Source organism: Arthrobacter sp. 210 2, assembly GCF_059093025.1.
In genome coordinates this window covers 127,005-152,709 of sequence record NZ_JBNHIE010000010.1, presented here as the reverse complement: position 1 = coordinate 152,709, position 25,705 = coordinate 127,005, and the positions used below count along the sequence as shown (strand labels likewise).

Annotated in this window: 28 protein-coding genes, 2 tRNA genes and 1 other RNA gene; 13 read left to right on the top strand and 18 right to left on the bottom strand. The window is 65.2% G+C overall.

Annotation, left to right across the window (positions count from 1 at the left end; all coding sequences use genetic code 11):
- Positions 1 to 54 precede the first annotated feature (54 nt).
- The 3 genes from AC5RWA_RS17685 to AC5RWA_RS17675 are packed head-to-tail and all read right to left on the bottom strand — an operon-like array spanning position 55 to position 3,274.
- Positions 55 to 894 carry a sugar phosphate isomerase/epimerase family protein gene (locus tag AC5RWA_RS17685; RefSeq protein WP_079596355.1) on the bottom strand — a complete coding sequence of 280 codons (840 nt, stop codon included), beginning with the start codon at positions 892 to 894 and terminating at the stop codon, positions 55 to 57.
- On the bottom strand, positions 891 to 2,105 hold the full coding sequence (locus tag AC5RWA_RS17680; RefSeq protein WP_494058508.1) for a dihydrodipicolinate synthase family protein: 1,215 nt from the start codon (positions 2,103 to 2,105) through the stop codon (positions 891 to 893). The genes AC5RWA_RS17685 and AC5RWA_RS17680 overlap by 4 nt, the downstream gene beginning before the upstream one ends.
- Positions 2,105 to 3,274 (bottom strand): Gfo/Idh/MocA family protein, encoded by a 1,170-nt coding sequence (locus AC5RWA_RS17675; RefSeq protein ID WP_079596357.1) that lies wholly within the window; start codon positions 3,272 to 3,274, stop codon positions 2,105 to 2,107. Before AC5RWA_RS17675 ends, AC5RWA_RS17680 begins: the two co-directional genes overlap by 1 nt.
- Before the next feature lie 172 nt (positions 3,275 to 3,446).
- On the opposite strand from AC5RWA_RS17675, the gene AC5RWA_RS17670 reads away from it, so the two are divergent.
- Genes AC5RWA_RS17670 through AC5RWA_RS17660 form a run of 3 tightly spaced genes read left to right on the top strand, consistent with a single transcriptional unit; the run spans position 3,447 to position 6,057 of the window.
- The gene (locus AC5RWA_RS17670) at positions 3,447 to 4,532 is read left to right on the top strand and encodes a LacI family DNA-binding transcriptional regulator (RefSeq protein WP_115525800.1); all 1,086 of its coding nucleotides are present in this window, start codon (positions 3,447 to 3,449) and stop codon (positions 4,530 to 4,532) included.
- Positions 4,529 to 5,311: an alpha/beta hydrolase gene (locus AC5RWA_RS17665; protein ID WP_494058530.1), complete on the top strand. Its 783-nt coding sequence runs from the start codon at positions 4,529 to 4,531 to the stop codon at positions 5,309 to 5,311. Before AC5RWA_RS17670 ends, AC5RWA_RS17665 begins: the two co-directional genes overlap by 4 nt.
- Positions 5,312 to 5,349: 38 nt before the next feature.
- The gene (locus AC5RWA_RS17660; protein ID WP_494058507.1) at positions 5,350 to 6,057 is read left to right on the top strand and encodes a DNA alkylation repair protein; all 708 of its coding nucleotides are present in this window, start codon (positions 5,350 to 5,352) and stop codon (positions 6,055 to 6,057) included.
- On the opposite strand, the gene mptB is transcribed toward AC5RWA_RS17660, so the two are convergent.
- A complete protein-coding gene (gene mptB, locus AC5RWA_RS17655) occupies positions 6,054 to 7,610 on the bottom strand; it encodes a polyprenol phosphomannose-dependent alpha 1,6 mannosyltransferase MptB (protein WP_494058506.1) in 1,557 nt (518 codons plus the stop codon). The two genes, AC5RWA_RS17660 and mptB, sit on opposite strands and share 4 nt — an antisense overlap.
- A gap of 156 nt (positions 7,611 to 7,766) precedes the next feature.
- Here mptB and orn point away from each other — a divergent pair, with 156 nt between their 5' ends.
- The 3 genes from orn (at position 7,767) to def (ending at position 9,284) form a co-directional block, all read left to right on the top strand.
- Positions 7,767 to 8,396, top strand: a complete 630-nt coding sequence (orn, locus tag AC5RWA_RS17650; protein WP_079596361.1) for an oligoribonuclease — start codon at positions 7,767 to 7,769, stop codon at positions 8,394 to 8,396.
- A gap of 128 nt (positions 8,397 to 8,524) precedes the next feature.
- Positions 8,525 to 8,597, top strand: a tRNA-His gene (locus AC5RWA_RS17645).
- Between the two features lie 114 nt (positions 8,598 to 8,711).
- Positions 8,712 to 9,284: a peptide deformylase gene (gene def / locus AC5RWA_RS17640; RefSeq protein ID WP_115525797.1), complete on the top strand. Its 573-nt coding sequence runs from the start codon at positions 8,712 to 8,714 to the stop codon at positions 9,282 to 9,284.
- Positions 9,285 to 9,303: 19 nt separating this feature from the next.
- Here def and AC5RWA_RS17635 read toward each other — a convergent pair whose 3' ends face one another.
- The 4 genes from AC5RWA_RS17635 to AC5RWA_RS17620 form a co-directional block, all read right to left on the bottom strand.
- Entirely contained in the window at positions 9,304 to 10,101 is a 798-nt protein-coding gene (locus AC5RWA_RS17635; protein WP_494058505.1) for an HNH endonuclease family protein, read from the bottom strand.
- Positions 10,102 to 10,213: 112 nt separating this feature from the next.
- Entirely contained in the window at positions 10,214 to 10,423 is a 210-nt protein-coding gene (locus AC5RWA_RS17630; RefSeq protein ID WP_115525795.1) for a hypothetical protein, read from the bottom strand.
- 70 nt (positions 10,424 to 10,493) lie between these two features.
- Entirely contained in the window at positions 10,494 to 11,972 is a 1,479-nt protein-coding gene (locus tag AC5RWA_RS17625; protein ID WP_275729086.1) for a glyceraldehyde-3-phosphate dehydrogenase, read from the bottom strand.
- 241 nt (positions 11,973 to 12,213) lie between these two features.
- Positions 12,214 to 12,756: a TspO/MBR family protein gene (locus tag AC5RWA_RS17620; protein ID WP_494058504.1), complete on the bottom strand. Its 543-nt coding sequence runs from the start codon at positions 12,754 to 12,756 to the stop codon at positions 12,214 to 12,216.
- Between the two features lie 950 nt (positions 12,757 to 13,706).
- Between AC5RWA_RS17620 and AC5RWA_RS17615 the strand changes: the two genes are divergently transcribed.
- Together AC5RWA_RS17615 and AC5RWA_RS17610 are read left to right on the top strand one after the other, a co-directional pair.
- Positions 13,707 to 14,108 carry a helix-turn-helix domain-containing protein gene (locus AC5RWA_RS17615; protein WP_494058503.1) on the top strand — a complete coding sequence of 134 codons (402 nt, stop codon included), beginning with the start codon at positions 13,707 to 13,709 and terminating at the stop codon, positions 14,106 to 14,108.
- A 78-nt stretch (positions 14,109 to 14,186) separates the two neighbouring features.
- On the top strand, positions 14,187 to 14,426 hold the full coding sequence (locus AC5RWA_RS17610) for a hypothetical protein (protein WP_494058502.1): 240 nt from the start codon (positions 14,187 to 14,189) through the stop codon (positions 14,424 to 14,426).
- Positions 14,427 to 14,569: 143 nt separating this feature from the next.
- On the opposite strand, the gene rnpB is transcribed toward AC5RWA_RS17610, so the two are convergent.
- Positions 14,570 to 14,962: RNase P RNA component class A (rnpB, locus tag AC5RWA_RS17605), an RNA gene on the bottom strand.
- A gap of 56 nt (positions 14,963 to 15,018) precedes the next feature.
- On the opposite strand from rnpB, the gene AC5RWA_RS17600 reads away from it, so the two are divergent.
- Positions 15,019 to 15,783, top strand: coding sequence for a YaaA family protein (locus tag AC5RWA_RS17600; protein WP_494058501.1), 765 nt, complete (start codon positions 15,019 to 15,021; stop codon positions 15,781 to 15,783).
- A gap of 57 nt (positions 15,784 to 15,840) precedes the next feature.
- Here AC5RWA_RS17600 and AC5RWA_RS17595 read toward each other — a convergent pair whose 3' ends face one another.
- Both AC5RWA_RS17595 and AC5RWA_RS17590 read right to left on the bottom strand, forming a co-directional pair.
- On the bottom strand, positions 15,841 to 16,578 hold the full coding sequence (locus AC5RWA_RS17595) for a zinc ribbon domain-containing protein (protein ID WP_079596369.1): 738 nt from the start codon (positions 16,576 to 16,578) through the stop codon (positions 15,841 to 15,843).
- Positions 16,579 to 16,646: 68 nt separating this feature from the next.
- Positions 16,647 to 17,570, bottom strand: a complete 924-nt coding sequence (locus AC5RWA_RS17590) for a Nif3-like dinuclear metal center hexameric protein (RefSeq protein WP_181884858.1) — start codon at positions 17,568 to 17,570, stop codon at positions 16,647 to 16,649.
- A 99-nt stretch (positions 17,571 to 17,669) separates the two neighbouring features.
- Between AC5RWA_RS17590 and msrA the strand changes: the two genes are divergently transcribed.
- The 3 genes from msrA (at position 17,670) to epsC (ending at position 19,819) form a co-directional block, all read left to right on the top strand.
- Positions 17,670 to 18,194 (top strand): peptide-methionine (S)-S-oxide reductase MsrA, encoded by a 525-nt coding sequence (gene msrA / locus AC5RWA_RS17585; protein ID WP_079596371.1) that lies wholly within the window; start codon positions 17,670 to 17,672, stop codon positions 18,192 to 18,194.
- A gap of 64 nt (positions 18,195 to 18,258) precedes the next feature.
- Positions 18,259 to 19,194 (top strand): cysteine synthase A, encoded by a 936-nt coding sequence (cysK, locus tag AC5RWA_RS17580; RefSeq protein WP_079596428.1) that lies wholly within the window; start codon positions 18,259 to 18,261, stop codon positions 19,192 to 19,194.
- A gap of 40 nt (positions 19,195 to 19,234) precedes the next feature.
- The gene (gene epsC, locus AC5RWA_RS17575; protein ID WP_079596372.1) at positions 19,235 to 19,819 is read left to right on the top strand and encodes a serine O-acetyltransferase EpsC; all 585 of its coding nucleotides are present in this window, start codon (positions 19,235 to 19,237) and stop codon (positions 19,817 to 19,819) included.
- 3 nt (positions 19,820 to 19,822) lie between these two features.
- On the opposite strand, the gene AC5RWA_RS17570 is transcribed toward epsC, so the two are convergent.
- Both AC5RWA_RS17570 and gnd read right to left on the bottom strand, forming a co-directional pair.
- Complete coding sequence (locus AC5RWA_RS17570) at positions 19,823 to 20,287, bottom strand: SDR family NAD(P)-dependent oxidoreductase (protein ID WP_494058500.1); 465 nt, start codon at positions 20,285 to 20,287, stop codon at positions 19,823 to 19,825.
- Positions 20,288 to 20,405: 118 nt separating this feature from the next.
- Positions 20,406 to 21,842 (bottom strand): NADP-dependent phosphogluconate dehydrogenase, encoded by a 1,437-nt coding sequence (gene gnd / locus AC5RWA_RS17565; RefSeq protein WP_494058499.1) that lies wholly within the window; start codon positions 21,840 to 21,842, stop codon positions 20,406 to 20,408.
- 202 nt (positions 21,843 to 22,044) lie between these two features.
- On the opposite strand from gnd, the gene AC5RWA_RS17560 reads away from it, so the two are divergent.
- Positions 22,045 to 22,770, top strand: a complete 726-nt coding sequence (locus AC5RWA_RS17560; protein ID WP_275725403.1) for a FadR/GntR family transcriptional regulator — start codon at positions 22,045 to 22,047, stop codon at positions 22,768 to 22,770.
- A gap of 160 nt (positions 22,771 to 22,930) precedes the next feature.
- Here AC5RWA_RS17560 and AC5RWA_RS17555 read toward each other — a convergent pair whose 3' ends face one another.
- The 5 genes from AC5RWA_RS17555 to AC5RWA_RS17535 form a co-directional block, all read right to left on the bottom strand.
- Positions 22,931 to 23,221, bottom strand: a complete 291-nt coding sequence (locus AC5RWA_RS17555) for a hypothetical protein (RefSeq protein WP_494058498.1) — start codon at positions 23,219 to 23,221, stop codon at positions 22,931 to 22,933.
- Positions 23,222 to 23,324: 103 nt separating this feature from the next.
- Positions 23,325 to 23,400, bottom strand: a tRNA-Val gene (locus AC5RWA_RS17550).
- Between the two features lie 111 nt (positions 23,401 to 23,511).
- A complete protein-coding gene (locus AC5RWA_RS17545) occupies positions 23,512 to 24,432 on the bottom strand; it encodes an NAD-dependent protein deacetylase (protein ID WP_494058497.1) in 921 nt (306 codons plus the stop codon).
- Positions 24,433 to 24,438: 6 nt separating this feature from the next.
- Positions 24,439 to 24,933 (bottom strand): peroxiredoxin, encoded by a 495-nt coding sequence (locus tag AC5RWA_RS17540; RefSeq protein WP_494058496.1) that lies wholly within the window; start codon positions 24,931 to 24,933, stop codon positions 24,439 to 24,441.
- The gene (locus tag AC5RWA_RS17535) at positions 24,930 to 25,349 is read right to left on the bottom strand and encodes a DUF3052 domain-containing protein (RefSeq protein ID WP_079596430.1); all 420 of its coding nucleotides are present in this window, start codon (positions 25,347 to 25,349) and stop codon (positions 24,930 to 24,932) included. The genes AC5RWA_RS17540 and AC5RWA_RS17535 overlap by 4 nt, the downstream gene beginning before the upstream one ends.
- Between the last annotated feature and the right edge of the window lie 356 nt (positions 25,350 to 25,705).

Sequence of the window (25,705 nt, the reverse complement as noted above, 5' to 3'; positions counted from 1 at the left end):
CTCCTGCCGTGACGTAGCAGGAGCCCGCGGTCTGGACAGGACATCCAGAGCGTGTCAGGCGTACGGGAGGACCAACTCCGCGTAACGCTCCTTCACTGTGGCCAGGACGGTGTTGCCGTCCGTGTCCCAGATGTCCTGATTGAAAATTTCCACTTCGATGTCACCGGTGTAACCGGCATCCCGGACCCAGGTACCGATCGTGGCGAAGTCCACCACGCCGTCGCCCATGTACCCACGGGAGAGCAGCGGATCCGCGGCGATGGGCATGTTGAAGTCGCAGACCTGGTAGGAGGCGATCCGGTTTTCCCGTCCGGCCCGTTCAATCTGTGCCTTCAGTTCCGGGTCCCACCAGACGTGGAAGGTATCGACGGCCACGCCCACTGTCGACGCATCGAACGGTGCTGCGAGGTCCAATGCCTGGCCCAGGGTGGAGATCAGGGCGCGGTCCGCGGCATACATCGGGTGCAGCGGTTCCAGCACCAGCCGGACGCCGTTTTCCCGGGCGAACGGTACGAGGTCCGCAAGGCGGTCAGCCACGCGCCGGCGCGCCGCCACCACGTCCTTCTCACCGGGAGCGAGGCCGCCCACCACCAGGAAAAGTTCCCTGGTGTCGAGTGCTACGGCCTCAAGGATCGCCGCGCGGTTGTCAGCGAGCGCCGCGGCCTGTCCCTCGGCGTCGGCTGCCGTGAGGAAGCCGCCCCGGCAGAGGGAGGAGACGCGCAGGCCTGCGTCCTTGATCAGGCGTGCAGCCTTGTCCAGTCCGGCTTCCTCCACGCGGTCCCGCCAGGGGCCGATGGCGGGGATGCCCGCCTTGACGCAGCCCTCGACAACCTGGGCAAGTGTCCACTTCTTGGTGGTGGCGCTGTTGATGGACAGCCGGGAGAAGTCGCTCATACTCCCACTCCGTTGATGCGCAGGTAGTCGGACATCCGGAAGGCAGCCAGGGCGGGGTCCTTGAGCAGGCCGGCGTGGTCCGCCAGTTCGAACGTCTTGGCGAGGTGGCAGACGGAGCGGCCGGAGTGCAGGCCGCCCACCATCTGGAAGCCGGGCTGCTTGCCGTTCAGCCAGGACATGAAGGCGATGCCGGTCTTGTAGTAGAACGTGGGGGCGCTGAAGATGTGCTTGCCCAGTTCGCGGGTGGAATCGAGGATTTCACGGGCCTTGGCGGCGTTGCCTGCATCGTAGTTCTGCAGGGCCACCGAGGCGGCCGGGTAGATCGCCGCGAAGATGCCCAGCAGGGCGTCGGAGTGGTGGCTGCCGTCGCCGTCGATGAGCTCGGGGTAGTTGAAGTCGTCACCGGTGTAGAGGCGCACGCCTTCGGGCAGCGCCGCGCGCAGGGCCACCTCGTGGCTGGCATCGAGCAGCGAGACCTTGACGCCGTCAACCTTGTCCGCGTTGTCCCTGATGAGGCCAAGGAACGTTTCGGTGGCGGCGGCGACATCGTCTGAGCCCCAGTAGCCTGCCAGGGCGGGGTCGAACATGGTGCCCAGCCAGTGCAGGATGACCGGTTGGTCCACTTCCTGCAGCAGGGTGGAGTACACCTTCAGGTAGTCCTCGGGGCCGCTGGCGACCTTGGCGAGGGCACGCGATGCCATCAGGATGACCTTGGGTCCGGCTTCGCTGATCACGGCGATCTGCTCGCGGTAGGCCTCAAGGACGGCCTTCAGGCCGGCTTCGCCGGCGGGAAGGGAGAGGATGTCCAGCTGGTCCGTGCCGGCACCGCAGGAGACGAGGTCACGGACGGTCTTGCCTGCCGTAGCCGCGTTTCCGGCGGACACCACCGAGGCAGCTTCCACGCCGGTCCGCTTGATGAGCTGCTGGGTGGCTGCCCAGTCCAGGCCCATGCCGCGCTGGGCCGTGTCCATGGCGTCGGCCACGCCGAGCCCGTAGGACCACAGCTCGTGGCGGTAGGCCATGGTGGCCTCCCAGTCGAGCCGGGCCGGGGCCCCGGGGGTGTTGTCGGCCAGGACTTCGGGGATGACGTGCGCGGCGGCGTAAGCGCGCCGGGCAGTCAGCGGGGCGGTGGGGCGGGCCCACGTGGTGGCGCCCTGCAGGCGGTACTCGCGGGTGCCGCCGTCGTGGGAAGGAAGGATGAGCGAGGTCATTAGAGGGTGATCTCCGGGATGTCGATGGTGCGGCGTTCGTCGTTGGACTGCAGGCCCAGTTCGGCAAGCTGGACGCCGCGGGCGGCGGACAGCAGTCCGAAGCGGTGTTCCCGGCCGGCGACGACGTCGCGGAGGAATTCTTCCCACTGCAGCTTGAAGCCGTTGTCCAGTTCTGCGTTGGCGGGCACTTCCTGCCACTGGTCGCGGAAGGATTCGGTGACCGGAAGGTCCGGGTTCCAGACCGGCTTGGGGGTGTGGGCGCGCTGCTGGGCGACGCACTTGTTCAGGCCGGCGACGGCGGAGCCGTGCGTGCCGTCCACCTGGAATTCCACGAGTTCGTCGCGGTAGACGCGGACGGCCCAGGAGGAGTTGATCTGGCCGATGACGTCGTCGCCGGCGGGGGTTTCGAGTTCGAAGATGCCGTAGGAGGCGTCGTCTGCCGTGGCCTTGTACTCCTTGCCGGCCTCATCCCAGCGGGCGGGGATGTGGGTGGCGGTCTTGGCGTTGACGCTCTTGACCTTGCCGATGATGCCTTCGAGGACGTAGTTCCAGTGGCAGAACATGTCCGTGGTCATTCCGCCGCCGTCTTCCTTGCGGTAGTTCCAGGACGGGCGCTGGGCGGCCTGGATGTCGCCTTCAAAGACCCAGTAGCCGAATTCGCCGCGGATGGAGAGGATGCGGCCGAAGAAGCCTTCGTCCACCAGGCGGCGGAGCTTGACCAGGCCGGGGAGGTAGAGCTTGTCGTGGACGACGCCCGCGGTAACGCCGGCTTCCTTGCCGATGCGTGCCAGCTCGATGGCTTCCTCGAGGGTTTCAGCCGTGGGCTTCTCGGTGAAGATGTGCTTGCCGGCCAGCATGGCCTTCTTCAGGGTGGCAGCGCGGAGGCTGGTCATGGAGGCGTCGAAGATGACATCCACGGTGGGGTCGTTGATCACGGATTCAAGGTCCGTGGTCCATTCGGCAACCTTGTGCTTTTCGGCGAGTTCGCGGATCTTGGCCTCGTTGCGGCCCACCAGGATCGGTTCGACCTGGACCTTGGTGCCGTCTTCCAGGGTGAAGCCGCCGGCGTCGCGGATGGGAAGGATGGAGCGCAGCAGGTGCTGGCGGTAACCCATCCGGCCGGTGATGCCGTTCATGGCGATGCGGATCGTCTTTGTTTCGAAGCCCATGTGTCCTCCACGGTGAGTGAGCAGTTTTACTCAAGCTGGATTGGGAAAGCGCATTCCCACTGCATCCATCATGCACCGCAAGAACTTAGTTGGCAAGCGCTTTCCGAAAGGAACTTTCAACTGCCATAATGTGGTAACCGCTTTATTGGCTTATCGACGCCCAGGAGTTGCTGTGGCTGCAAGTACCCTCACCGAGGTGGCCCGGCTGGCCGGGGTATCCCCCGCCACGGCGTCCCGTGTCCTGAACGGCTCTGCGCGCAAGCCTGGAAAGGACATCGCGGACCGTGTCCGGCAGGCCGCCGATTCGCTTGGTTACATTCCCAACGCCCAGGCCCAGGGGCTGGCCAAATCAAGTTCCGGCCTCATTGGGCTGATCGTCCATGACATCGCGGACCCCTACTTCGCCGCCATCGCCCGCGGAGTGCAGGACGCGGCCAGGGAGCAGCGCAAGATGGTCCTGCTCGCCACTACCGGCGGCGCACCGGCAGAAGAAAAGGAAGCCGTGGCAGCCTTTGCCGCACGCCGCGCCGACTCCATCGTGATCGCCGGGTCCCGCTCGTCGCGGACCGAGGACCGGGACGACAACGCCGAACTGGCTGCCGAGCTTGACAGGTACTGCCGCAACGGAGGGCGGGTGGCCGTGGTCGGTCATCCCGTGGTGGGCGCTTCGGCACTCGAGGGCTACCATGTCATCGCCGTTCCCAACGAGGAACTGGCACGTGCCCTGGCAACCGAACTGGCCGCCGGCTGGGACGGCGACTTCGTGGTCATCGGGGGTCCCGAAGGACTCTTTACCTCGGACGACCGGATCCGGGGCTTCCAGGAGGGGCTCGCGAAGGCGGGACGGGCACCGGCGGAAATTCTGCGCAGTTCCTTCAACCGTGCCGGTGGCTACGAGGCGGGCCTCACGCTGGCGGCCCGGATCAAGGGCGGCCGTGACACCGATGAAGCCACCGGCCCCAGGCTCTGCATCTTTGCTGTCAACGATGTGATGGCCATCGGTGCCGCCGCCGCGCTGCGCGCAGAGGGGCTGCGGATTCCCCGGGATGCCACCATTGCCGGTTTTGACGACATCGAGACCCTGCGCGACTTCCGCCCCGCACTCTCCACCGTCCGCCTGCCGCTGGAGGAGATAGGACGGCTCGCCACCCGGGCCACCGCACCGGGGGCGGACGGCGGGGATGACCACGACGCCGGCCTGCCGCAGCAGATCACCGGCGAGGTCACGCTCCGCCGCAGCACAGAAGTGGCAGCCTGACTGTGGCTGCCACCCTGACGGCGGTCCCGGCACATTCGGACGCCGGCGGCGCCCGGCCCGCGGTCCTGGTGCTTCCCGGCGGCGGCTACGCCAGGCAGGCCGGCCACGAGGCGGAGCCGGTAGCCGAGTGGCTTGCGGGGCTGGGTATCCACGCCTTCGTGCTCAGGTACCGTGTGGCGCCGGACCGGCACCCGGCACCCCTGGAGGATGCCAAGGAAGCCATGCTGCACATCCGCAGCGGCGCACACGGCCTCGCGATAGACCCCGAACGCGTGGGCGTGCTGGGATTTTCAGCCGGCGGGCACCTCGCCGCTACCCTCTCCACAGCCGCCGTTACCGGCAGCCCGCGCCTGGACGTCCCTGAAGCCGTCCCGGACCTTTCGGTGCTGTGCTACCCCGTGGTGTCCTGCACTGAGGACGTCCACCAGGGATCGGTGGACAACCTCCTGGGCCAGGCGCCGTCGTCGGACATCCTGGCTGAGCTGTCCGCAGACCTGCAGGTCACCGCGGAGACGCCGCCGGCGTTCCTCTGGCACACCGCGGACGACGCCGCCGTCCCCGTCAGCCACAGCCTGCGCTATGCCGGTGCCCTGCTCGGCGCCGGGGTGCCGGCCGAACTGCACGTTTTCCCGGAGGGCCGCCACGGCCTGGGCCTGGCGGCGGGAGAGCCAGGGGCGGAGCAGTGGCCTGCCCTATGCGCCGACTGGCTTGCGCGTGCCGGCTGGACGTTCCCCGCCGCTTCCGTTCAGCAGGCGCGTGTGGCAGCAGGCGCGACGTAGTACGGAGCCCGGGAGCGTTGCCCCTTTAGAGTTGCCCCATGAGCAATCCCGGCCCGGTTAACCGGCAAGTCCTCGACGCCGTCCGGGCAGCGCTGCGGGAACGGGGGGACCCCGCCCGTGCTGCCGGCGCGCAGGCTTACATGAAGTCCACCCTGCCCTCGCTGGGTGTGCGGGTACCTGAAGTACGCCGGATCGCCGCGTCGGCCGCTTCCGCGGCGCCGTTTGAGTCGGGAGACCAGCTCCGTGCCACGGTACTGGAGCTGTGGCGGACCTCCACCGTCCGGGAGGAACGGTACGCGGCGATCGACCTGACGGGCAGCCGGCTGGTGGCCAGGGACCTGTACATGCTGCCGGTGTATGAGGAGATCATCCGCAGCGGGGCCTGGTGGGACTTCGCCGATGGGGTGTCGGGCCGCCTGTGCAACCTGCTGCAGGCCCACCGCCCCGAGATGACAGCCGTACTTCTGGGCTGGAGCACCGATCCCGACTTCTGGGTCAGGCGCGCGTCCATTACCGCGCAACTGAAGGCGAAGGGCAGCACCGACACCACACTCCTGGCATGCGTGATCGAGGCCAACCTGGCGGACCCGGAGTTTTTCGTCCGGAAGGCGACCGGCTGGGCCCTGCGGGAATACGCCAAGACCAACCCTGAGTGGGTGGCCCACTTCGTTGCCGGCCACGCGTCCGCCATCAGCCCGCTCTCCCGCCGGGAGGCGCTGCGGCGGATCAACGGGAAGGAAGGTTAGATGACGGGACGTTCGACGACGTTTTCGTTCACCTTCCGGAACAGGCTCCTGGTCCCCGGGTCCCAGAACACCAGGTACAGGCCGAACAGCAGGCCGGTGAGGGCCGCGGCAACCCGGGCCATCGCCAGCGCAAAACCGAGATCCTCGGTCTGGAGGTAGGGAAAGACTTCCAGCTGGTCGGAAATGGCGTAGATCATGAAGAACGAAACCACGAAGTAGAGTGCCTTGACCTGCCAGTCGTTCCGGATGCCGGTGACGGCAAACAGCGGGATCAGCCACACCACGTACCAGGACTGGATCATCGGAGCCAGCAGGACCACCGCGGCAAACCCCAGCGTCAGGCGCCGCATCAGCCGGTGATAGTCCCCCCGGAATATCTGCGACGCGACCACGCCCACGGCCAGCAGCTTGCCGGCGTCGAACACCACGTCAGCCAGGACCGCTCCGTCCAGGCCAAACGAATTGGCCAGCGAGGCAACCACCATCCCGATCAGGCCCACGGGCGCGTACCAGATGGAGATGCTTCCCGGGGCGGACAGGCCGTTGATCCAGCCAAAGCCGAAGCCGTTGACCAGGCTCATCAGGGCAAGGATGCCCAGGCTCAGCCCGCCTGTCATCGCCCAGAAGACGAACTTCCGTGCCCAGCCAGCGTCACGTCCCGCCCACAGCAGCCCGATGAAGGGCAGGAAGACGATGGTGATGGGTTTGACGGCAATGGAAAGGGTCACCAGGACCACGCCCCGGATCACCCGCCGGGTGGCTGAGTAGTACAGTCCGGCCAACGCCAGGCCGATCATCAGCGCGTCGTTGTGGACACTGGCGATGAAGTTCGTCAGGAAGAGCGGGTTCGCCACGGTGAGCCAGAGGGCGCGGTGCGGGTTGACGCCATGCAGTTCAGCGAGCTTCGGCACGTAGATGACGCAAAGGACAACACCTGCCAGCGCCACGAGCCGGAACAGCATCACGCTCGCTTCCGGCTGGACATTGGTAACCCATACGACGAACTGTTCGATCCACAGGAACAGCTGGCCGTACGGAACGGGCGCCTCCGTCCACATCTTGTCCGCACCAAGCTGGAAGTAGTTGGACAGGGCCGAGATGCCGTTTTCGTAGGGGTTGAAGCCTTCCACCATGAGGCGGCCCTGGCCTATGTACGCGTAGACGTCGCGGCTGAAGAGCGGGACGCTGAACATCATGGGCAGGCCCCAGGCCACCACGGCCATCAGGGTGGCATTGCGCGCCTGATCCCCCCAGACCCGCACTTTTTGACCCAGCCGCAGCCAGGCCCGGACCAGGAGCATGCCGCCCACGGCCAGGAGGACGATTGAGAGGGCGACACCCGCCGCTTCGGCGCGCATCCAAATGAACAGGGGCATCCGGCGAAGTTCCGAGACGGGGGCAAGCCAGCCCACCCCCAGCGAGCCGATGAGCATGAACACGGAGCCCACAAAACCGGCGATCAGCGGCGAGCGGGGATTGTCCACCTCTGCACCGCCTGCTGCGGCAGTGGCGGCGGCCGCCAACTCCCCCGTCGCGGGCACAGGCGCCGTCATCTCAGGATCGTCCAATCTTCTTGCGTTTGCGCGGCTTCTGCCCGGCGGGCCGCACAGCCGGCCGGGGCGCGTTTCCTCAGCGGCAGGGCGACCCGCCGCGTACCCGAAATCCTAGCACCGGCCGGTTGCCCGGAGGTGTAACGGTAGGCTGGTCCGGTGCCTATATCTAACGAACGAATCGTCTGGATCGACTGCGAAATGACCGGCCTGGACATCAAGAACGACGCCCTGATCGAGGTGGCAGCCCTGGTCACGGACTCCGAACTGAACATCCTCGGCGACGGCGTGGACGTGGTCATCAAACCCGACGATGCCGCCGTGGCCCAGATGAACGATTTCGTCCGGGACATGCACACCAAGTCGGGCCTCCTGAAGGAACTTCCCGCCGGCAAAACCATGGCCGAGGCAGAGGCAGCAGTCATGGAGTACATCGCCGAGTGGGTGCCCGACCCGCGGAAGGCCCCGCTGGGCGGCAATTCGGTGGGCACGGACCGGGTCTTCCTGTCCAGGGACATGCCTGCCGTGGTGGAGCACCTGCACTACCGGGTCATTGACGTCAGCACCATCAAGGAGCTCTCCCGCCGCTGGTACGCCCGGGCCTACTTCCAGTCCCCGGCGAAAAAGGGCGGCCACCGGGCGCTCGGGGACATCAAGGACTCCATCGACGAACTCCGCTACTACCGGGAAGCGGTTTTTGTGCCGTCCCCCGGACCGGACAGCGCCACCGCCCAGAAAATTGCCCGCCGCATCACTTCGGGCGGAAATGCAGAGCTGGCGGAAACGTAATCTGCGCCACGTTTCCAGGATTTTTTGCTGAAAAGGCTAAAAGTGGACAAAGCACTCCCGAAGAGCAGGTAAGCTATTTGAGTTGCCTTTCCAGAGGGCCGGTTAGCCGGTAATCTGCAGGGCGCATGGTGGGCTTAGCTCAGTTGGCAGAGCGCCTGGTTGTGGTCCAGGAGGTCGCGGGTTCAACCCCCGTAGCTCACCCTCACAGGATGGTATTGCAGCCGTCCAGCAAGGAGGCCGCACCGGATATCCGGTGCGGCCTCCTTTGTTTTGTCCTATTGCTTTTGCACGAGATACCGCCGAAGGACCGCTGACATGACCGTTCTGCCGATCACCATCTGGGGAGAACCCGTACTGCACCGCCGGGCTTCCGAAGTGGAAGTGTTCGACGACGAACTGCGCACCCTGATTGCCGACATGTTCGAAACCAACGACGCCGCCAACGGCGTAGGCCTTGCCGCCCCACAGATCGGGGTGGGCAAGAGGATCTTCGTGTACAAGTACGCCAACGACGACGACGCACCCCCCACAGGCGTGCTGGTCAACCCTGTCCTGACACTCTCCAAGATCTCCGGTGCGGTTCCCGATCCGGACGAAGAAGAAGAAGGGTGCTTGTCTTTTCCCGGGGAAGTGTATCCCCTGAAACGCGCCGAATGGGCGCGGGTGGAAGGCTTTGACGGGTTCGGGCAGCCGGTGAAGTTCGAGGCCACGGGTTGGTTCGCCCGGGTCATCCAGCACGAGTTCGACCACCTTGACGGCAAGCTGTACGTCAACCGGCTGATGGACCGCTACGCCCGCAAGGCGATGAAGCAGGCCAAGAAGAACGGCTGGGGCGTGCCGGGGCTGACCTGGATGCCCGGGGTGGATCCGGACCCCTTCGGGCACTGACTGCTGCGGCCGGCGCCGGTCAGTCCGCCGTGATGGTCTGCTGGCCGGGGCAGGATCCCAGCACCCGCTTCATGGCATCCTTTTCCGCCTCTGTTACCCACAGGCTGTAGGCGGCCTTGACGGAAATCTGGCGCGCGACGTAGTGGCACCTGATTGACTTGTTCTTTGGAAGCCAGGTGGCGGCGTCGCCGGCGCCTTTTTGCTGGTTGGCGGGCCCATCGGCCGCGACCAGGTTCAGGGGATCGTTGGCGAGGCTTTGGCGCTGGCCGGGAGTAAGACGCTGGGCGCCCTTCTGCCAGGCGTCGGCCAGGGCCACGACGTGGTCGATCTGCACTGCCCGGCTGCTTTCGGAGCCGCGGCGGAAGTCGACAAACCGGGCCGTGTAGGGCTCGTGGAAACGTCCGGCCGCCACACTGCAGGAGGAATCCTTCGCGAAGATAACGTCGGCCAGGTCGCGGCGCAGGATGTCGTTGCGGGTATCACAGCCGTTCCGGTCAACGTCCAGCCAGGCTTGGCCAAAAGCCTCCCGGTCATAGTTGTCCTTGCCCGCACGTCCCTTAACGGCGAGGCCCTCCAGCGCGTCCAGGGCGTGGCCTTCCGGGATCCGGTTGACAGGCACCACGGGCTTCATCCAGGCAGGATCGAAGACGGGCGCCTCGGCGGGACCGGCCACGGCCGGTTCTGCAACCGCAAACTGGCCGGCCGTGAAGAACCAGAACAGGCCCGCCACCGTGGAAACGGCGGCAAGTGCCAGCAGCATCCACGCCTGGCGCGAACGGCGGCGGGCCTGCCGGTAGGCGGACCAGCTCACGGTCACGGGGCTCCTGCCCCTGGGTCAACATCACGCACCACAAGAGCCTAGGACAACTGCACGGCCGCCCCCTGTTTTCCACAGTGTGGAGGGGAGGTGGGGGTTCAGCCGGGGGCAGTCACTGCTCCCGCATCACTCTTCGGAGGTCTTCCTCCGCTATTGCCAGGAGTCCTTCAAGCTGGCGGACGCGGTCCTCGCCCACGTCTCCCGCCGCGTGTCCGGCGCGGGCGCCCTCAAGCAACCGGATGGCTTCTTTGTGGTTGGCTTTGGCGACGTCGAGGGCGTGCTCAAGGGTGGTCTCGTGCTGGAGCGTCGATTCTTTATCCATGGCACAAGTGTGGTCCCGTTTCCCGGCTGATTCCAGAGAACCAGCCGGGAAATGTGGGACCGGGGCGGGACTAGACGGCGATTGCCGCCAGGGCCGCCGCGGTTTCCTTCGCGGGGAACGACGGCGGGTTGACGCCTGCCATCTCCTCCATCACGCGGACAACCTGGCAGCTGTAGCCGAATTCGTTGTCGTACCAGACGTAGAGGACCAGGTTCTTGTCCGTGGACACCGTGGCGAGGCCGTCCACGATGCCGGCACGGCGGGAACCGACGAAGTCTGTGGAAACCACTTCGGGCGAGTCGATGTAGTCGATCTGCTTGCGCAGGTCCGAGTGCAGCGACATCTCGCGCAGGTAGTTGTTGACCTCGTCCTTGGTGGTTCCGTTTTCCAGGGTCAGGTTCAGGATGGCCAGCGAAACATCCGGGGTGGGGACGCGGATGGAGCTGCCGGTGAGCTTGCCGAGCAGCTCGGGCAGTGCCTTGGCCACGGCCTTGGCGGCACCGGTTTCGGTGATCACCATGTTCAGCGCGGCGGAGCGGCCGCGGCGGTCGCCCTTGTGGAAGTTGTCGATCAGGTTCTGGTCATTGGTGAACGAGTGGACGGTCTCCACGTGGCCGTGGATCACGCCGAACTTGTCATTGATGGCCTTCAGCACGGGGGTGATGGCGTTGGTGGTGCAGGACGCCGCGGACACGATCTGGTCGGTGTCCTCAATGGTGCGGTGGTTGATGCCGTGGACGATGTTCTTCAGCTCGCCCTTGCCCGGAGCGGTCAGCAGGACCCGTGCAACACCTTTACTCTGCAGGTGCTGGGACAGGCCTTCGGCGTCGCGCCAGCGGCCGGTGTTGTCCACCACGAGGGCGTTGTTGATGCCATAGACGGTGTAGTCGATGGTGGCGGGGTCGTTCGAGTAGATGACCTGCACCTGGACGCCGTTGGCGGTGATGGTGTTGGCTTCCTCGTCGATGCGGATGGTGCCTTCGAACGAGCCGTGGACTGAGTCGCGGCGCAGGAGGCTGGCGCGCTTTGAAAGGTCGTTGTCGGACCCGCGGCGGACCACGATGGCGCGCAGGCGCAGGCCGTGGCCGCCACCGGCCTTTTCGATGAGGAGGCGGGCCAGGAGCCGGCCGATCCGGCCGAAGCCGTACAGGACGACGTCGGTGCTGGTGCGGTCGTCGCCGCCGCGCTTGCCCACGATCTCGGCGAGCTCGGCACGCAGGAATTCCTCCAGTGTGAGGCCGTCGCCCTCTTCCTTGAACTTCTGGTTCAGCCGGGCGATGTCGATCGCGGCGGCCCCCAGCTCCAGCTGCGCCAGGGTGTTCAGCAGCGGGGCGGTCTCCTCCAGGAGCAGTTCGTCCTTGCTCATCCGGCGCGCAAAACGGTGCGCCTTGAGGATGTTCATGGTGGACTTGTTGATCAGGCTCCGGCCATGGATGCTGGTCACCACGTTGTTCTCGCGGTACAGCCGGCCGATCACCGGAATCATGGCCTCGGCGAGGGCCTCCCGGCCCATCCACGTATCAAGACAAGAATCTGACGTCTGGCTCACAGAAATACCTTCCTCGGTTCAGCCGCATACGTCTTCGTACGCGAATGTCGGCCACCTGATGATGTCCAGGGGCACCCACGCCTGCAGGGTTCGGCCCCCAGGCGCGTGGATCGTGTGCAAAGAAAAACCGCCGGCTGCGAACGCAACTTTCGGCGGTAGAACCCCTACGTCCGGTATCCATTCTAAGTTGGCTGACTGCCATGAACAGGCACGGGCCGCGTGAAATCACTCACACGTGACGTCAGTTGTGGAGGGCTGAGTAGAAATTGAGGCTTGAGGAAAACACCACCCAGGAGAAGTACGGCAGCACCAGCAGGCCCGCCGGTGCGCTGACCGGGCCGAACCGCAGGATCAGGAACACCAGGGACAACGCCAGTCCGCTGATCACCGCCAGGGCTCCCCATAACGCAGCCGTACCGAAAACGGGAAACAGGCCAAAAAACGTCAACGGCCACCCTGCGTTGAGCACCAGTTGGACCACATAGCCGGCCAAGGTGCCGCCGTGCAGCGCCCCCTTCCGCCAGACCAGCCAGGCGGCGACGGCAACACCGGCATAAAGCATCATCCACATGGACCGGAACATCCATCCCGGCGGCATCCACGGCGCCTTGACCGAGCCGGCGAACCAGCCGTTCGAGTTCAGGATGATGGGGATCGAGGCAAGGGCCCAGGCGGCAAATGACAGGGCCAGGAAGCCCAGCAGGGCCAGCGCCTGCCGGACGCGGCCGGGAGTCAGCAGGCGCGGAGTGCCGGAGGGCGGGTGCGGATCAGTATTTGCGGGCACGGTTCAGGATCCCCAACAGAGCTTCCAAGGTCAAACGTCATGAGTGGATGGGCCACCCGATTCGCCGGTTCTGAAGCTTTTCCGCGTAATTCCACCCCGGCAAGGGCAATCCATGGGCAAGAGCTTCCAAATCCATTGTTACTCCCCCGTGCGGGATGGCGGCAGCGTTTGTGTCATCGGCGCGCCAAAGATGCCCGTATGTAAGGACTGCGGAGGGGCACGCCGGTGCCATTGCTAGTAAAGCCTTCGTACGCGGCCGCACTGGCCGTGAAGCCGTTTCTCCACAAAGCGCTTCATCTTTTCGGAGGTGGGGCGCTTCCTTTGGTTGGTCTCGGCCATCGCGTTATACACCTCGGTTGACCGGTTTTGTATTCCCAATAGAGGGGACGCATGAAAGCATCAGCGCGCGATAACTTTCTGGGACTATTCGCACCAAGAAAGGCCTTGAAATGAGATTCGCTCTAGCATCAGGTGTCTGTAAAAGGTTGGCGGCCGGAGGCCTGGCCCTGGCGCTCGGGCTGGGAGGAGTAGCAGCCTCGGCTGTTCCGGCCAGCGCCGCCCCGTGGAACTGTCCTATCAGTGGGGCCGGAAATAGCCGCTCGACTTACTGCTTCAATGGTTCCGGTGAGTTCCGAGTAGCAATCCATTGCATCAACCGCGCATCGCTGGGCAGCACAAGCCGCTACGTTTACGGACCCTGGATGCCCATGTTCAGCAAGCCATCCGGTGCATGGTGCGAGTGGTATGAGTACGTCGGTGCTGCTTGGGCGCAGACGCGCTAACACAGCTTGGTCCCAAAGATGCTGAACGCCCGTCCACTTCGGTGGGCGGGTGCTTCTGGTGTTCCAGGGACCGGTAGCGCGTAGGCCTAGGTCGGATATGGTTCACGTTTGTAGGCTTGTGTCACAAATCACAGTGTGTTCTAGGGAGCACCAAGAATGGGGGACGCATTGACCGACGGGATCGAGACTCGGAATGAAGCTCTTGTGCGGCGTCTGGGGGCGCTGGCTAAGCAGAGGCGTGAAGAACTCGGCTCAGCGAGGGCCGCGTTGGCGAAGGAAGCAGGCATCGAGTCAGACAAAACGATCCGAGACTTTGAGTTCGGCCGGAGCCTCCCGCCAGAAGATACCCGCCGGAAGCTTGAGGCGGCTCTGGGATGGCGGCTGGAGATCATCGACGACGTGATTCGGATGACGGGCCGCGCAGCCGACACCCTGACCATGGGCGAACTAGACGCCGAAGACAGCTATGACTTGGCGTCACGCGGCGGGGGCACGTCTCTGGCGGCCGCATCGGACGCCGACCTACTAGCCGAGGTTGCACGCAGGCAGCGGTCCGGCGCGACCAACTAAACGCCGTGGTTTGCACGACAAGCCAACCAGGTTCACCTGGACGGGGCCGAGTACGAGCATGCCGATCCGCTGCCGGAGGTGGACGTCGGCGGGGTGACCCGGTTCGAGCACCGCACCGAGCCGGAGGTCATCGCCCAGGTTCCACCGGCGAGTGGCGGGACGGTCGAGGTCCACGGCTTCGCCAGGTACTACTCGCGGGACTGGGTGGATGTGGTGTGGACGGACGACAAGTTGCAACACTTCGGATGCTGGGTCCCGGCCGCCGATGTGCGCCGCCCTGCTGAGGGCGAATGGCATGGGCATTACGTCCAGTTCTGAGGCTGGATCTCATGGGCAAATTATGGGCAAAACACCCGACCATAAGACGATCGAACCCAGTCATAACGCGACAAGCGGAACTTGCATAAACCCCGGAATGCAGGGCAAAAGCCCCGTAATCACGGGGCTAAACGCCTGTTGAGTGGATGGGACAGCCGATACGCCGGGTTCTGTGCCTCCCCTTCCGTTGCCGGAAAGGGAGCGACGGCCATCCATCTACGAGTACCGTTGCCGGCACCCTCCAGCGGCCTACCCGGACACTCGGGCGGGCAGCCCTCAAACGTGTCCTGTCTGGCCTTGCTCCGGGTGGGGTTTACCTAGCCTTCCCGGTCACCCGGGAAGCTGGTGGTCTCTTACACCACCGTTTCACCCTTACCTGCTTCGTGCCGCTTTCAAACCGGCGCGACCCAGGCGGTCTGTTCTCTGTGGCACTTGCCTGCGGGTTACCCCGAGTGGGCGTTACCCACCACCCTGCCCTGCGGAGCCCGGACGTTCCTCGAGCCACTTGCGTGACGCGCGGCCGCCTGGCTGTCCCATCCGCCTCCAGTCTACCGGCGCGGGCCCACCATCATGGCGCCGGTAGTATCGGACGGTGCTGATTCTGCTTCCCCCCTCCGAAGGCAAGACACCCGCGGTCCGTGGTTCGGCCGTCGACTGGCATTCTTTGGGCTTTCCGGAACTCAACCCGTACCGGGCAAAAGTCCTGGAATCACTGGGCACGGTCAGTGCGCACGAGGACGCACTCGCGCTGCTGGGCGTGGGCACGTCGCTGCGGGACGACGTCGAGCGCAACACCCGGCTCCACGCGGAGCCGGCGGCTCCGGCGCACCGGATCTATTCCGGCGTCCTCTATGACGCGCTGGGCTACCAGAGCCTCACCCCCGCCCAGCGCCGGAAGGCGGAGGAGTCCGTGCTGGTGATCTCGGCGCTCTGGGGCGCCATCCGCTTTGGCGACAGCGTGCCCGCCTACCGCCTGTCGATGGGAACGGCACTGCCCGACGTCGGACGCCTCGCCCCGTTCTGGAAGCCGCTCCTGGCAGAGGCCCTTGGCGCAGTGACTGAGGGGCACCTGCTGGTGGACTGCCGGTCCAGCACCTATGCCGCCGCGTGGGCCCCGCCGTCGGGCCGGACCGTCGCTGTCAATGTGTTCACGGAAACCGGCGGGGTGCGCAAGGTGGTCAGCCACTTCGCCAAGCACACGCGGGGTGAGCTGGCACGGCACCTGCTGGTGCGCCGCGGGAAGGCCCCCGGCACGCCGGAGCAACTGCTCAAGGCCGCCCGGGAGAATTGGGAGGCGGAGTTGGTTGAGGGTTCAGCCCGTAAGCCGCACGCCCTGAACATTATCCTGCCCAACTAAGTCGCGCCAAGTGGCGTTTTGAACCCTCAGAACGACACTTGGCGCTACCCAGTCGGGTCAGGCCCACTCTTCCGAGCGGACCAGGATGGCGCCCGAGTCCGGGCAGAAGACGACGTCGTCGGCGGAGGCTGACTTGATCTCGGCGAGGTCGCCGGGGCTGAGCTTCATGCCCGAGGCTTCGGACGTCCCGTGGAACAGCCGCGCCGCACCTACGCCGCGCTTGGCCAGCGTCTTCTCGTAAACAGCAAGCAGCCCGGCGTCCAGCCCCTGCGCAAACTCCGTCCGTTTCGCCCGGACCTCGCCGGCTTCTGCGTCCACCGCGGCCAGGGCCTCATCAAGTTCCGCGCGGATGTTTCCGAAGGACCCCTGGATATCGTCCACGATCAGCTGCTGGGCCGCCTGCCGGGCACGGAGGGTGTCCAGCCGCTCCAGGACCTCCAGCTCCACGTCCTCCAGGTCCGAGCGGCGCTTGTTCAGCGAGGCAATGTCCTTCTGGAGGGCAACGAGGTCCTTGGACAGGCCCGTGCCGCTGTTGAGCCGCGCCTCATCCCGCTCGATGCGCGAGGCAACCTGTTCCACATCCGCTTCCGCACGCTTCAGCTCGGCCTCGGCATCATGGACTGCCACTTTGGCTGCCCCCAGCTCGCCGCTGGCAACCGAAAGCGCGGCCTCCAGGTCCTTGATCCGGGGATCATTCTCCAGCGAGCGGCGGCGGTTGGCGAGCGACTTCAGTTTGGCATCCAGCCCCTGCAGTTCGAGCAACTTCAACTGTTCCGCCGGTGCTGCCTTCGCCACTGTTACCTCCGCTTGATCCCTGCCGGCCGGAACCGGGCACCTGAACGGCGCTTCCTAGACTCTAGCGCTTAGCCCGGAGTGAGTATGAAGTCCCACGGATCGCTGTTGGTGGCACTGACCTGGATTTCGACGTCGTGGCCCTGGTCGGCGAGGACGTTGCCCAGGGCGGCCGCCGCGGCGGGCAGCCACAGCCATTCGCTGGCAAAGTGGGAAACGTCCACCAGGTAGGGCCGGCCGTTTACTGCCGCCTCCCTGGCCTCGGACGCGGGATGGTGGCGGAGATCGGCCGTGACGTAAACGTCCGCATTGCTGGCCCGGACCTCGTTAAACAATGAGTCCCCCGCGCCGCCGCAGACCGCGATGCGCCGAACCAGGCCGTCCTTGTCACCGGAAACCCGCACTCCCCCGGCAACAGACGGCAGGATTCCGAAGACCCGGGCGGCAAAATCACCCAGGCTCATGGCATCGGCGAGGTCCCCGACACGGCCGATGCCCTCTTCCGGCAGTCCGTTGGCGGCCACCGTGAGCGGGGCGACGTCCTGCAGCCCCAGTGCATCCGCCAGGACATCGGATACACCCCCGACGGCGGAATCACCGTTGGTGTGCACGGTAAGGAGAGCCGTCCCCGACTCGATGAGGCGGTGCACGGCGCGGCCCTTCGCGGTAGTGGCAGCGACGGACGTAACACCCTTGAGCAGCAGCGGGTGATGCGTGATGAGGAGTTCAGCCCCCCATTCCACGGCTTCCTCGATGACTTCGAGCGTGGGATCCACCGCGAACATCACCTTGGTCACCGGAGCGGAGGGGTGGCCGGCCACCAGGCCCACTTCGTCCCAGTTTTCCGCCAGGGATTCCGGCCACAGTTCCTCGACGGCCAGGAGCAGCTCACCCAGCGTGGGAGCATCCGCGGGGCCGGCCGCGGCCGGCTCGCCGGCGGGAGCGTCGCCGTCGGGATTCTTAGGGCCGGTAACGTCGGTGTCCACAGGTTCCATAGTCTTAGTTTTACCCCATAGCCCGGTACCGGCCGGCATACCTGCGCGGCGCCACGGCTGCCAGGGAATCATCCGGGGCCGCCAACCATTGAAGAGGTCATGAAAACTTTTGTTCTTGGCGGAGGCTGCTTCTGGTGCCTCGACGCCGTCTACCAGAAGACCAGGGGCGTCACCTCTGTGGTGTCCGGCTACACCGGCGGGCACGATCCGAACCCGGACTACTACTCGGTATGCAACGGCACCACCGGGCATGCCGAGGTTGTGGCGGTGACCTTCGACGAGGACATTGTTCCGGCGGACGTCATTCTGGATATGTTCTTTGCCCTGCACGACCCCACCACGCTGAACCGCCAGGGGTACGACGTGGGCACCCAGTACCGCTCGTCCATGTTCTACGAGACCACGGAAGAAAAGATCCTGTTCGAGGAAGCCATCGAGCGGAACCAGGCGCTGTGGGCCCATCCGATCGTCACCGAGGTCAGCCGGCTGCCGCGCTTTTATGTCGCGGAGGAGTTCCACCAGAACTACTACGCCAAGCATCCCGAGCAGGGGTACTGCCAGGTGATCATCAACCCCAAGCTCGCGAAGGCAAGGAAATATTACTCTGCATGGCTTAACGCTTAGCCACGGTTACGCCGCCTCGTTAGGCTGACCTCAGTATTCACCCCTCAGAGATAGGCGTATGTACATGGCACGGATCTATGACGATGTAACGCAGCTGGTCGGCGGTACCCCGCTGGTCAAGCTCAACCGGCTCAGCGAGGGGCTGGACGCCACCGTTGCCGTGAAGCTTGAGTTCTACAACCCGGCCAACAGCGTCAAGGACCGCATCGGCGTGGCCATCGTCGACGCCGCCGAAAAGTCCGGCGCCCTCAAGCCGGGCGGCACCATCGTTGAAGGCACTTCCGGCAACACGGGCATCGCCCTGGCCATGGTGGGTGCTGCCCGCGGCTACAAGGTCATCCTGACCATGCCCGAGACCATGTCCACCGAGCGCCGGGTCATGCTGCGCGCTTTCGGTGCCGAGATCGTCCTGACCCCGGGCTCCGAGGGCATGCGCGGTGCCGTGGAGAAGGCCCAGGAGATCGTGGCCAACACGGAGAACTCCATCTGGGCGCAGCAGTTCGCCAACGAGGCCAACCCCGAGATCCACCGCAACACCACGGCCGAGGAAATCTGGACTGACACCGACGGCAAGGTGGACATCTTCGTCGCCGGCGTTGGCACCGGCGGAACCGTCACCGGCGTCGGACAGGTCCTCAAGGAGCGTAAGCCCGGCGTCCAGATCGTCGCCATCGAACCCAAGGACTCCGCGATCCTCAACGGCGGCGCCCCCGGCCCGCACAAGATCCAGGGCATCGGCGCCAACTTCGTGCCGGAGATCCTGGACACCAACGTGTACGACGAGGTCCTGGACGCCACCCTGGAAGACTCCGTCCGGGTGGCACGCGAGCTCGGCGTCAAGGAAGGCATCCTGGGCGGCATCTCCTCGGGCGCCATCGTCTGGGGCGCACTGGAGCTGGCAAAGCGCCCGGAGAATGCGGGCAAGCTGATCGTCGCCGTCGTCTGCGACTTTGGTGAGCGTTACATCTCCACCGTGCTCTATGACGACATCCGCGGCTGATTAAGCCGTCTGTCGCCCCGTTTCCTGTAGAAAGAACTTTGTGGGCTTTTTCGCAAGACTAAAGGAAGACCTCGAGGCCGCCCGGTCCCACGACCCGGCGGCCCGGGGTTCTTTCGAGAACTTTTTCGCTTACTCCGGCCTGCATGCCATCTGGATCCACCGGCTGACGCACCGCCTCTGGCAGAATCCCGGCCTGCGCTTCCCGGCGCGGCTGCTCTCCCAGCTGGGCAGGTTCGTGACCGGCATCGAGATCCACCCAGGTGCCACGATCGGCCGCCGCTTCTTCATCGACCACGGCATGGGTGTGGTCATTGGAGAGACTGCCGAGATCGGCGAGGACGTCATGATGTATCACGGCGTGACCCTTGGCGGACGCTCACTGGCACGGATCAAACGCCACCCCACCATCGGGGACCGTGTGACCATCGGGGCCGGGGCCAAGATCCTCGGTCCGATCACCATCGGCGAGGACAGTGCCGTGGGCGCCAACGCCGTCGTGGTCAAGGACGCCCCGCCTGAATCCATCGTCACCGGCGTTCCCGCCAAGTGGCGCCACCGCGATGCCCAGCGGGAGACCAAGCCCGCCGTGGACCCGGCTGAATACGAGATTGAATACCATCTCTGACCCTCAGCCGGGTGCGACGCGTTTCAGCACCACCTTCACTGCGGCGTCGTAGAGCTGGTCCGGCAGGATCCGGCGCAGCGCCAGGATAGCCTTGGCTCCGCTGCCCACCGGGTAGCGGGTCCTGGGCCGGGCGGAAGGGGCGGCATGCAGCACGGCTTCCGCAATGACCTCAGGCCGTGTGGATGTCCTGGCCCTGTTGGTGGACGCAAGCGCCCCCGCATTTCCCGTGCTAACCAGCACCTCGATCCGTCCCCTTTCCGCCAGGACGCGTCCGACGGCGGCACGCATCGATGCGTCGTCCGTCCCGTCACGCGGCAGGACAGTGACCCCGAGCGGCTTCAGCCGGTCCATCCGGTCCACCCGTGGGGCACCGGCGTAGACGCTGGATCCATTGCCGGCCAGTTTCCTTGCCGCCTCATAACCGATCCCGGCGGATGCGCCCGTGACGATTGCTACTGGCTGGACCATGCTGGGCTCCCCCGGAACAAACGGCTCTGGAAGAAAGCACCGGACGCCGGAAACAGCAACGGCCGGCAGTTCCCACACTAAGCCGGAACTGCCGGCCGGAGCAGGGTTCTACAGGCTGTTAGTGCGTGTCAACAGCTGCGATTTCCGACTTGTCCTCGCCCCAGAGGGTGTGGAACGTGCCTTCAGCGTCGACGCGGCCGTAGGTGTGGGCGCCGAAGAGATCGCGCTGGCCCTGGATCAGGGCGGCTGCGACGCGCTTGCGCCGCAGGCCGTCGTAGTACGCCAGCGAGGAGGAGAACACCGGTACCGGGATGCCAAGCTGCACGGCGGTGGCAACCACGCGGCGCCACGCCGGGAGGGCATCGCCGATGGCCTTGGTGAACGCCGGTGCGAACAGCAGGTTGGCCGGCTTCTCGTCCGCGGCGTAAGCCTTGGTGATGTCCTTGAGCAGCTCGGCGCGGATGATGCAGCCGGCACGCCACAGGGATGCGATCTCGTCCAGCTTCAGGTCCCAGCCGTATTCCTTGGCTGCCGACGTCAGCATGTCCAGGCCCTGCGCGTAGGAGACGAGCTTGGAGGCGTAGAGGGCCTGGCGCACGTCCTCGACGAAGGTCTCGGGGATTTCCACCGAAGCTTCGTTGCCCGGCAGCAGTTCCTGGCCAAGCTTGCGCTGCCCGGCCTGCGAGGACAGGGCACGGGCGAAGACGGATTCGGCGATGCCGGAAACCGGGGAACCCAGTTCCAGGGCCGAGATGACCGTCCAGCGTCCGGTGCCCTTCTGGCCGGCGGCATCGACCACGACGTCGACAAACGGCTTGCCGGTCTTGCCGTCTACGTGGCCCAGGACCTCTGCGGAGATTTCGATCAGGAAGGAGGACAGCTCGCCCTTGTTCCACTCGGAGAAGATCTTGGACTGTTCGGCGGGCTCGATGCCGGCGCCTGAGCGGAGCAGGTCGAAGGCCTCGCCGATGACCTGCATGTCGGCGTACTCGATGCCGTTGTGGACCATCTTGACGAAGTGTCCTGCGCCGTCGGTTCCCACCCAGGCGCAGCACGGCTCGCCGTCCACCTTGGCGGAAATCTTTTCCAGCAGCGGGCCCAGTGCCTTGTAGGACTCCTTGGAACCGCCGGGCATGATGGAGGGGCCGTTCAGGGCGCCCTCCTCGCCGCCGGATACGCCGACGCCCACAAAGTGGAGGTCCTTCGTGGCCAGCGCGGCTTCGCGCCGGCGGGTGTCCTCGTAGTGGGAGTTTCCGGCGTCGATGATGATGTCGCCGGCTTCCAGGAGCGGCTCGAGCTGCTCGATCACGGAGTCAACCGGCTTGCCGGCCTTGACCATGATGAGGACGCGGCGGGGCTTCTCCAATGAGTCCACCAGTTCCTGCAGGGTTTCGGTGCGGACAAAGTCGCCTTCCGAGCCGTACCGCTCCAGCAGTGCGTCCGTCTTCTCCACGGACCTGTTGTGCAGCGCGACAGTGAAGCCGTTCCGCGCCAGGTTGCGGGCCAGGTTGGCGCCCATCACCGCGAGGCCGGTGACACCGATGTGTGCAGACATCAAAACTCCAATTCGTTTCTGTGCGACGGATGCGCAGGGGCGTTTCCCATGCCGGAAACACCATGACATTTTTCAGGGGTCGGAATAAAGCATATATATTCGGGGGCCTCGGGGGAAGTGCCGCCCATCCAGCGAACGTTTTGTTTCGCCCTCTGGCCGGACCAGGCCGGCCGGCAGACCTCATCGCACTAGGCTTAGCTGCATGACCAGCAGCCTGCACCACCGTGCCATTGAGAACCTTGGCACCCGCATCATCTCCGGTGAGCTGCCTGCTGGCCACGTTATGCTCGCCGAGCATCTCGAGGACGAACTTAAGGTTTCCCGTTCGGTAATCCGCGAAGCCGTCCGGGTACTGCAGTCGCTGGGTTTGGTGGAAACCACCAAGCGGGTGGGGATCCGTGTGCTGCCGGCGAGCCGCTGGAACCCCTTCGACCCGCAGGTCATCCGGTGGCGGCTCGCCAGCGATGCGCGCGGCGCCCAGCTGCGGTCCCTCGCCGAGCTGCGTGCAGCCGTGGAGCCGGCCGCCGCCGAGCTTGCGGCCCAGAATGCGCCCGCCCCGCTGCGGCTGGAGCTGGTGGACGTCGCCTATGCAATGCGCGACGCCGGGCACAACGGTGAAGTGCCGCGCTTCCTGGAGCTGGACATCCAGTTCCACTCCCTGCTGCTTTCCGGCTCGGGCAACGAGATGTTCGCCAACCTTATGGGCCAGGTGGCTGAGACGCTGACCGGCCGCACCGTGCACGGCCTGATGCCCGACCATCCGCATGAGGCTGCCCTGCAGTGGCACGTGGACCTGGCCGAAGCGGTCGCCAGGGGCGACGCAGCCTCCGCCAGGGAAACCTCGGACCGGATCATGCGAAGGACCATGTCCCGGATGTCGGATACCTGGACGGAGCAGCCGCGCGTGTTTATCCCCGTGCGCCGTTAGAGTCCCGTAGCCCGGCCGCGTCACAGACTCGCGGCTACTTTTTGTTTCCGGGAGTTCACGGTATATTCATTCCAGGCCCTCCACCGCGGCATCCCCCAATAGTCGCGGTGGAGGGTTTTCCAATGCCCGGATATTGCCGGTCAGCAGCCCGGCGCCCGCGTCAAGCGGCGTCGGCAACTGATTCCCGAAGCCGCCAGCCCCCGCCCAGGCCGTCGCGCTCAAGGAGCATGGTGGTCAGGGCAGAACTCTTGTTGCTACCCAGCCTCACCTGGACCTGCAGGACTTCCACATCCACCCTGCTGTTGCCCTTCGGCATCCTCCGGCGGGTCTCCCACCAGTTGATCCGCTCGAACCATCTGACAGGTTCGGCACCCACTGACCATTCCCTGCCGCGGCTGACCACCGCCGTCGGCATTCCGTTTTGGTCAGTGCGGACTATCACGTGTTCCATACCTGGAAAGCTATGGCAGGGGTCCGACAATCGGCGCTGCCGGCGGAAGACACAAGAAACCCCGCACTTTTCACCGTTACGGGCGAAAACTACGGGGTTTTGCTGGTGGGTCCTACCGGGATCGAACCGATGACATCCACGGTGTAAACGTGGCGCTCTACCAGCTGAGCTAAAGACCCAAGCCGCTGAATCCGGCGTTTCCGCCGCAACCAACGAACATAGACTCTACCCGACCCTGGCCCTCAAACGCGAATCGGACGGGAAGTCCGGCCGGGTGGCCCCCCTGCACATCACAGCGGCGGCAGTTCGGCCGCAAGCCAACTGAGTGATTCTGAGACCCCGGCCTCAAGTTTGATGGTGGCTTTGTCGTCCCCGCGGGTCTCTCCCCTGTTGATGATGACTACCGGCTTGCCGTCCTTCGCGGCGTGCCGGACAAACCGTAGTCCGCTCATGACTGTCAGCGAAGAACCGGCCACCACCAAAGCGGCGGCTTCATCGACCATGGCGTAGGACTTCTCCACCCGGTCCTTTGGCACGTTTTCACCGAAGTACACAAAGTCGGGTTTCAGCGTGCCGCCGCAGGCCGGACAGGCGGCCACAACAAAGCTGCTGATCAGGGCCTGGTCCTCCACGGTGGCGTCAGCATCGGGCGCCATTTCCACCAGCCCCGTTTTTTTCGCCCGTTCAAGGAACTCCGGATTCAGCTCCTCCAGCATTCCCGCGAGGAGCCGGCGCGAGTAGGTCCTGCCGCAGTCCAGGCAGACCACCTGGTCAAACCGGCCGTGGAGATCGATGACGTTCGCGCTTCCGGCATCCTCATGCAGGCGGTCCACGTTCTGGGTGATCAGCCCGGTGAGGTAGCCACGGCGTTCAAGCTCCGCCGCTGCGTAATGTCCCGGATTTGGATCGGCATGGCGGAGGTGCGACCAGCCGATGTGGTTTCGCGCCCAGTACCGCTGCCGGTTTGCGGCATCCCGGACGAACTCCTGGTACGTCATGGGCGTCCTGGGTGGCGAACCCGGGCCCCGGTAATCGGGGATGCCCGAATCGGTGCTGAGTCCTGCGCCTGTCAGCAGCGCGAAACGGGTGCCGGCCAGGATGTCCCGGATACGGACCAGGATCTCAAGGTCAGCGGCAGAAGGCCGGGCGGGAGGCGACGGCGGCATGCTGGCAAAGCCGGTCAGGCCTACCCCATGCCGCCGCGCGTCCATGGCCCGTCAGCCCTGGTCCAGGCCGGCCAGTGCTGCGCGGTACTCGCCAAAGTCACGGGCCTGGCCACGCGGGTTCACCACCGTGTACCGGATGCGACCCGCGGCGTCGATGATGAACGTGCCGCGCCTGGCCATTCCGGTGTCCGGATCGAAAACACCGTACGCGCTGGCTGCGGCGCCGTGGGGCCAAAAGTCCGAGAGCAGGTCGAAGCCGTAGCCTTCCTGGGCCGCGTAGGCACGGAGGCTGAACTTGCTGTCCCCCGATACGGCCAGGACCGTGGCATGGGCATTCTCGAATACAGCGAGGTTGTCCCGTATTTCGCACAGTTCCCCGGTGCAGATCCCCGAGAACGCAAACGGGTAGAACACCAGGACCACGTTCTGCCCGCGGAATGACGACAGCCGGACCGGCTCGCCAAACTGGTTGGGGAGTTCAAAGTCAGGAGCTGTCCCGCCGACCGCGGGTACAGCAGCGGAGGCAGCGGCAAGCGCTGCCGTCACTTGTTCTTCCTGCTCACCAGCCGGGCAGCGCTCCAGTCTTTGGATACGCCGGCTGAAGTGGTGACGTGCAGGCCGGCGGTGGGGGCGGCCTCCTGGATGTCCGCCGGGGAGACGTAGCCATCCCTTCCGGACTTCGGGGTAAGGACCCAGACAACGCCGTTTTCGCTGAGGGTGGTCAGCGAATCCATCAGGCTGTCAACAAGGTCGCCGTCACCGTCGCGCCACCAAAAGATCACGGCGTCCGCAACTTCGTGGTCGTCCTCGTCCAGCAGCTCTGAACCGGTGAGGTCCTCTATATCGTCACGCAAGTCGAAATCGACATCGTCGTCGTAACCGAACTCCTGAATCAGATCCCCGTTTTTGAAACCCAATTTTTCCGCCACATTTACCGAAGTGGCGGCGTCGGCCTCGCTCACGTGTTCCTCCAATGCCTCATATATGCGGTGCGCATAGTGATTTCCATTACTCCCAAGCCAACACCCTTTGTGCCTGCGCTTCAAGCTGCCGCCCCCGTGGAACGGCATATTCTGCGTCACATCGGGTGTGGTCAGCCCGCCTTGCAGCGGCTTTTCGTCACACAACCAGTATGACGGCGAAATACAACAGAGGTGCCAAAGGTGCAGCTACGCATCGCCTTGGTGGGAGGGCTAGAGTGGCTGATGACAACTATGCCTGCGGGACAACAACCTTGTAACTTCGTGCAGACATAGGAGCGCTAGGACCCTGCCCGGCACACATGCCCGGGCTGTTGTAACCGATACGTCGCACACGG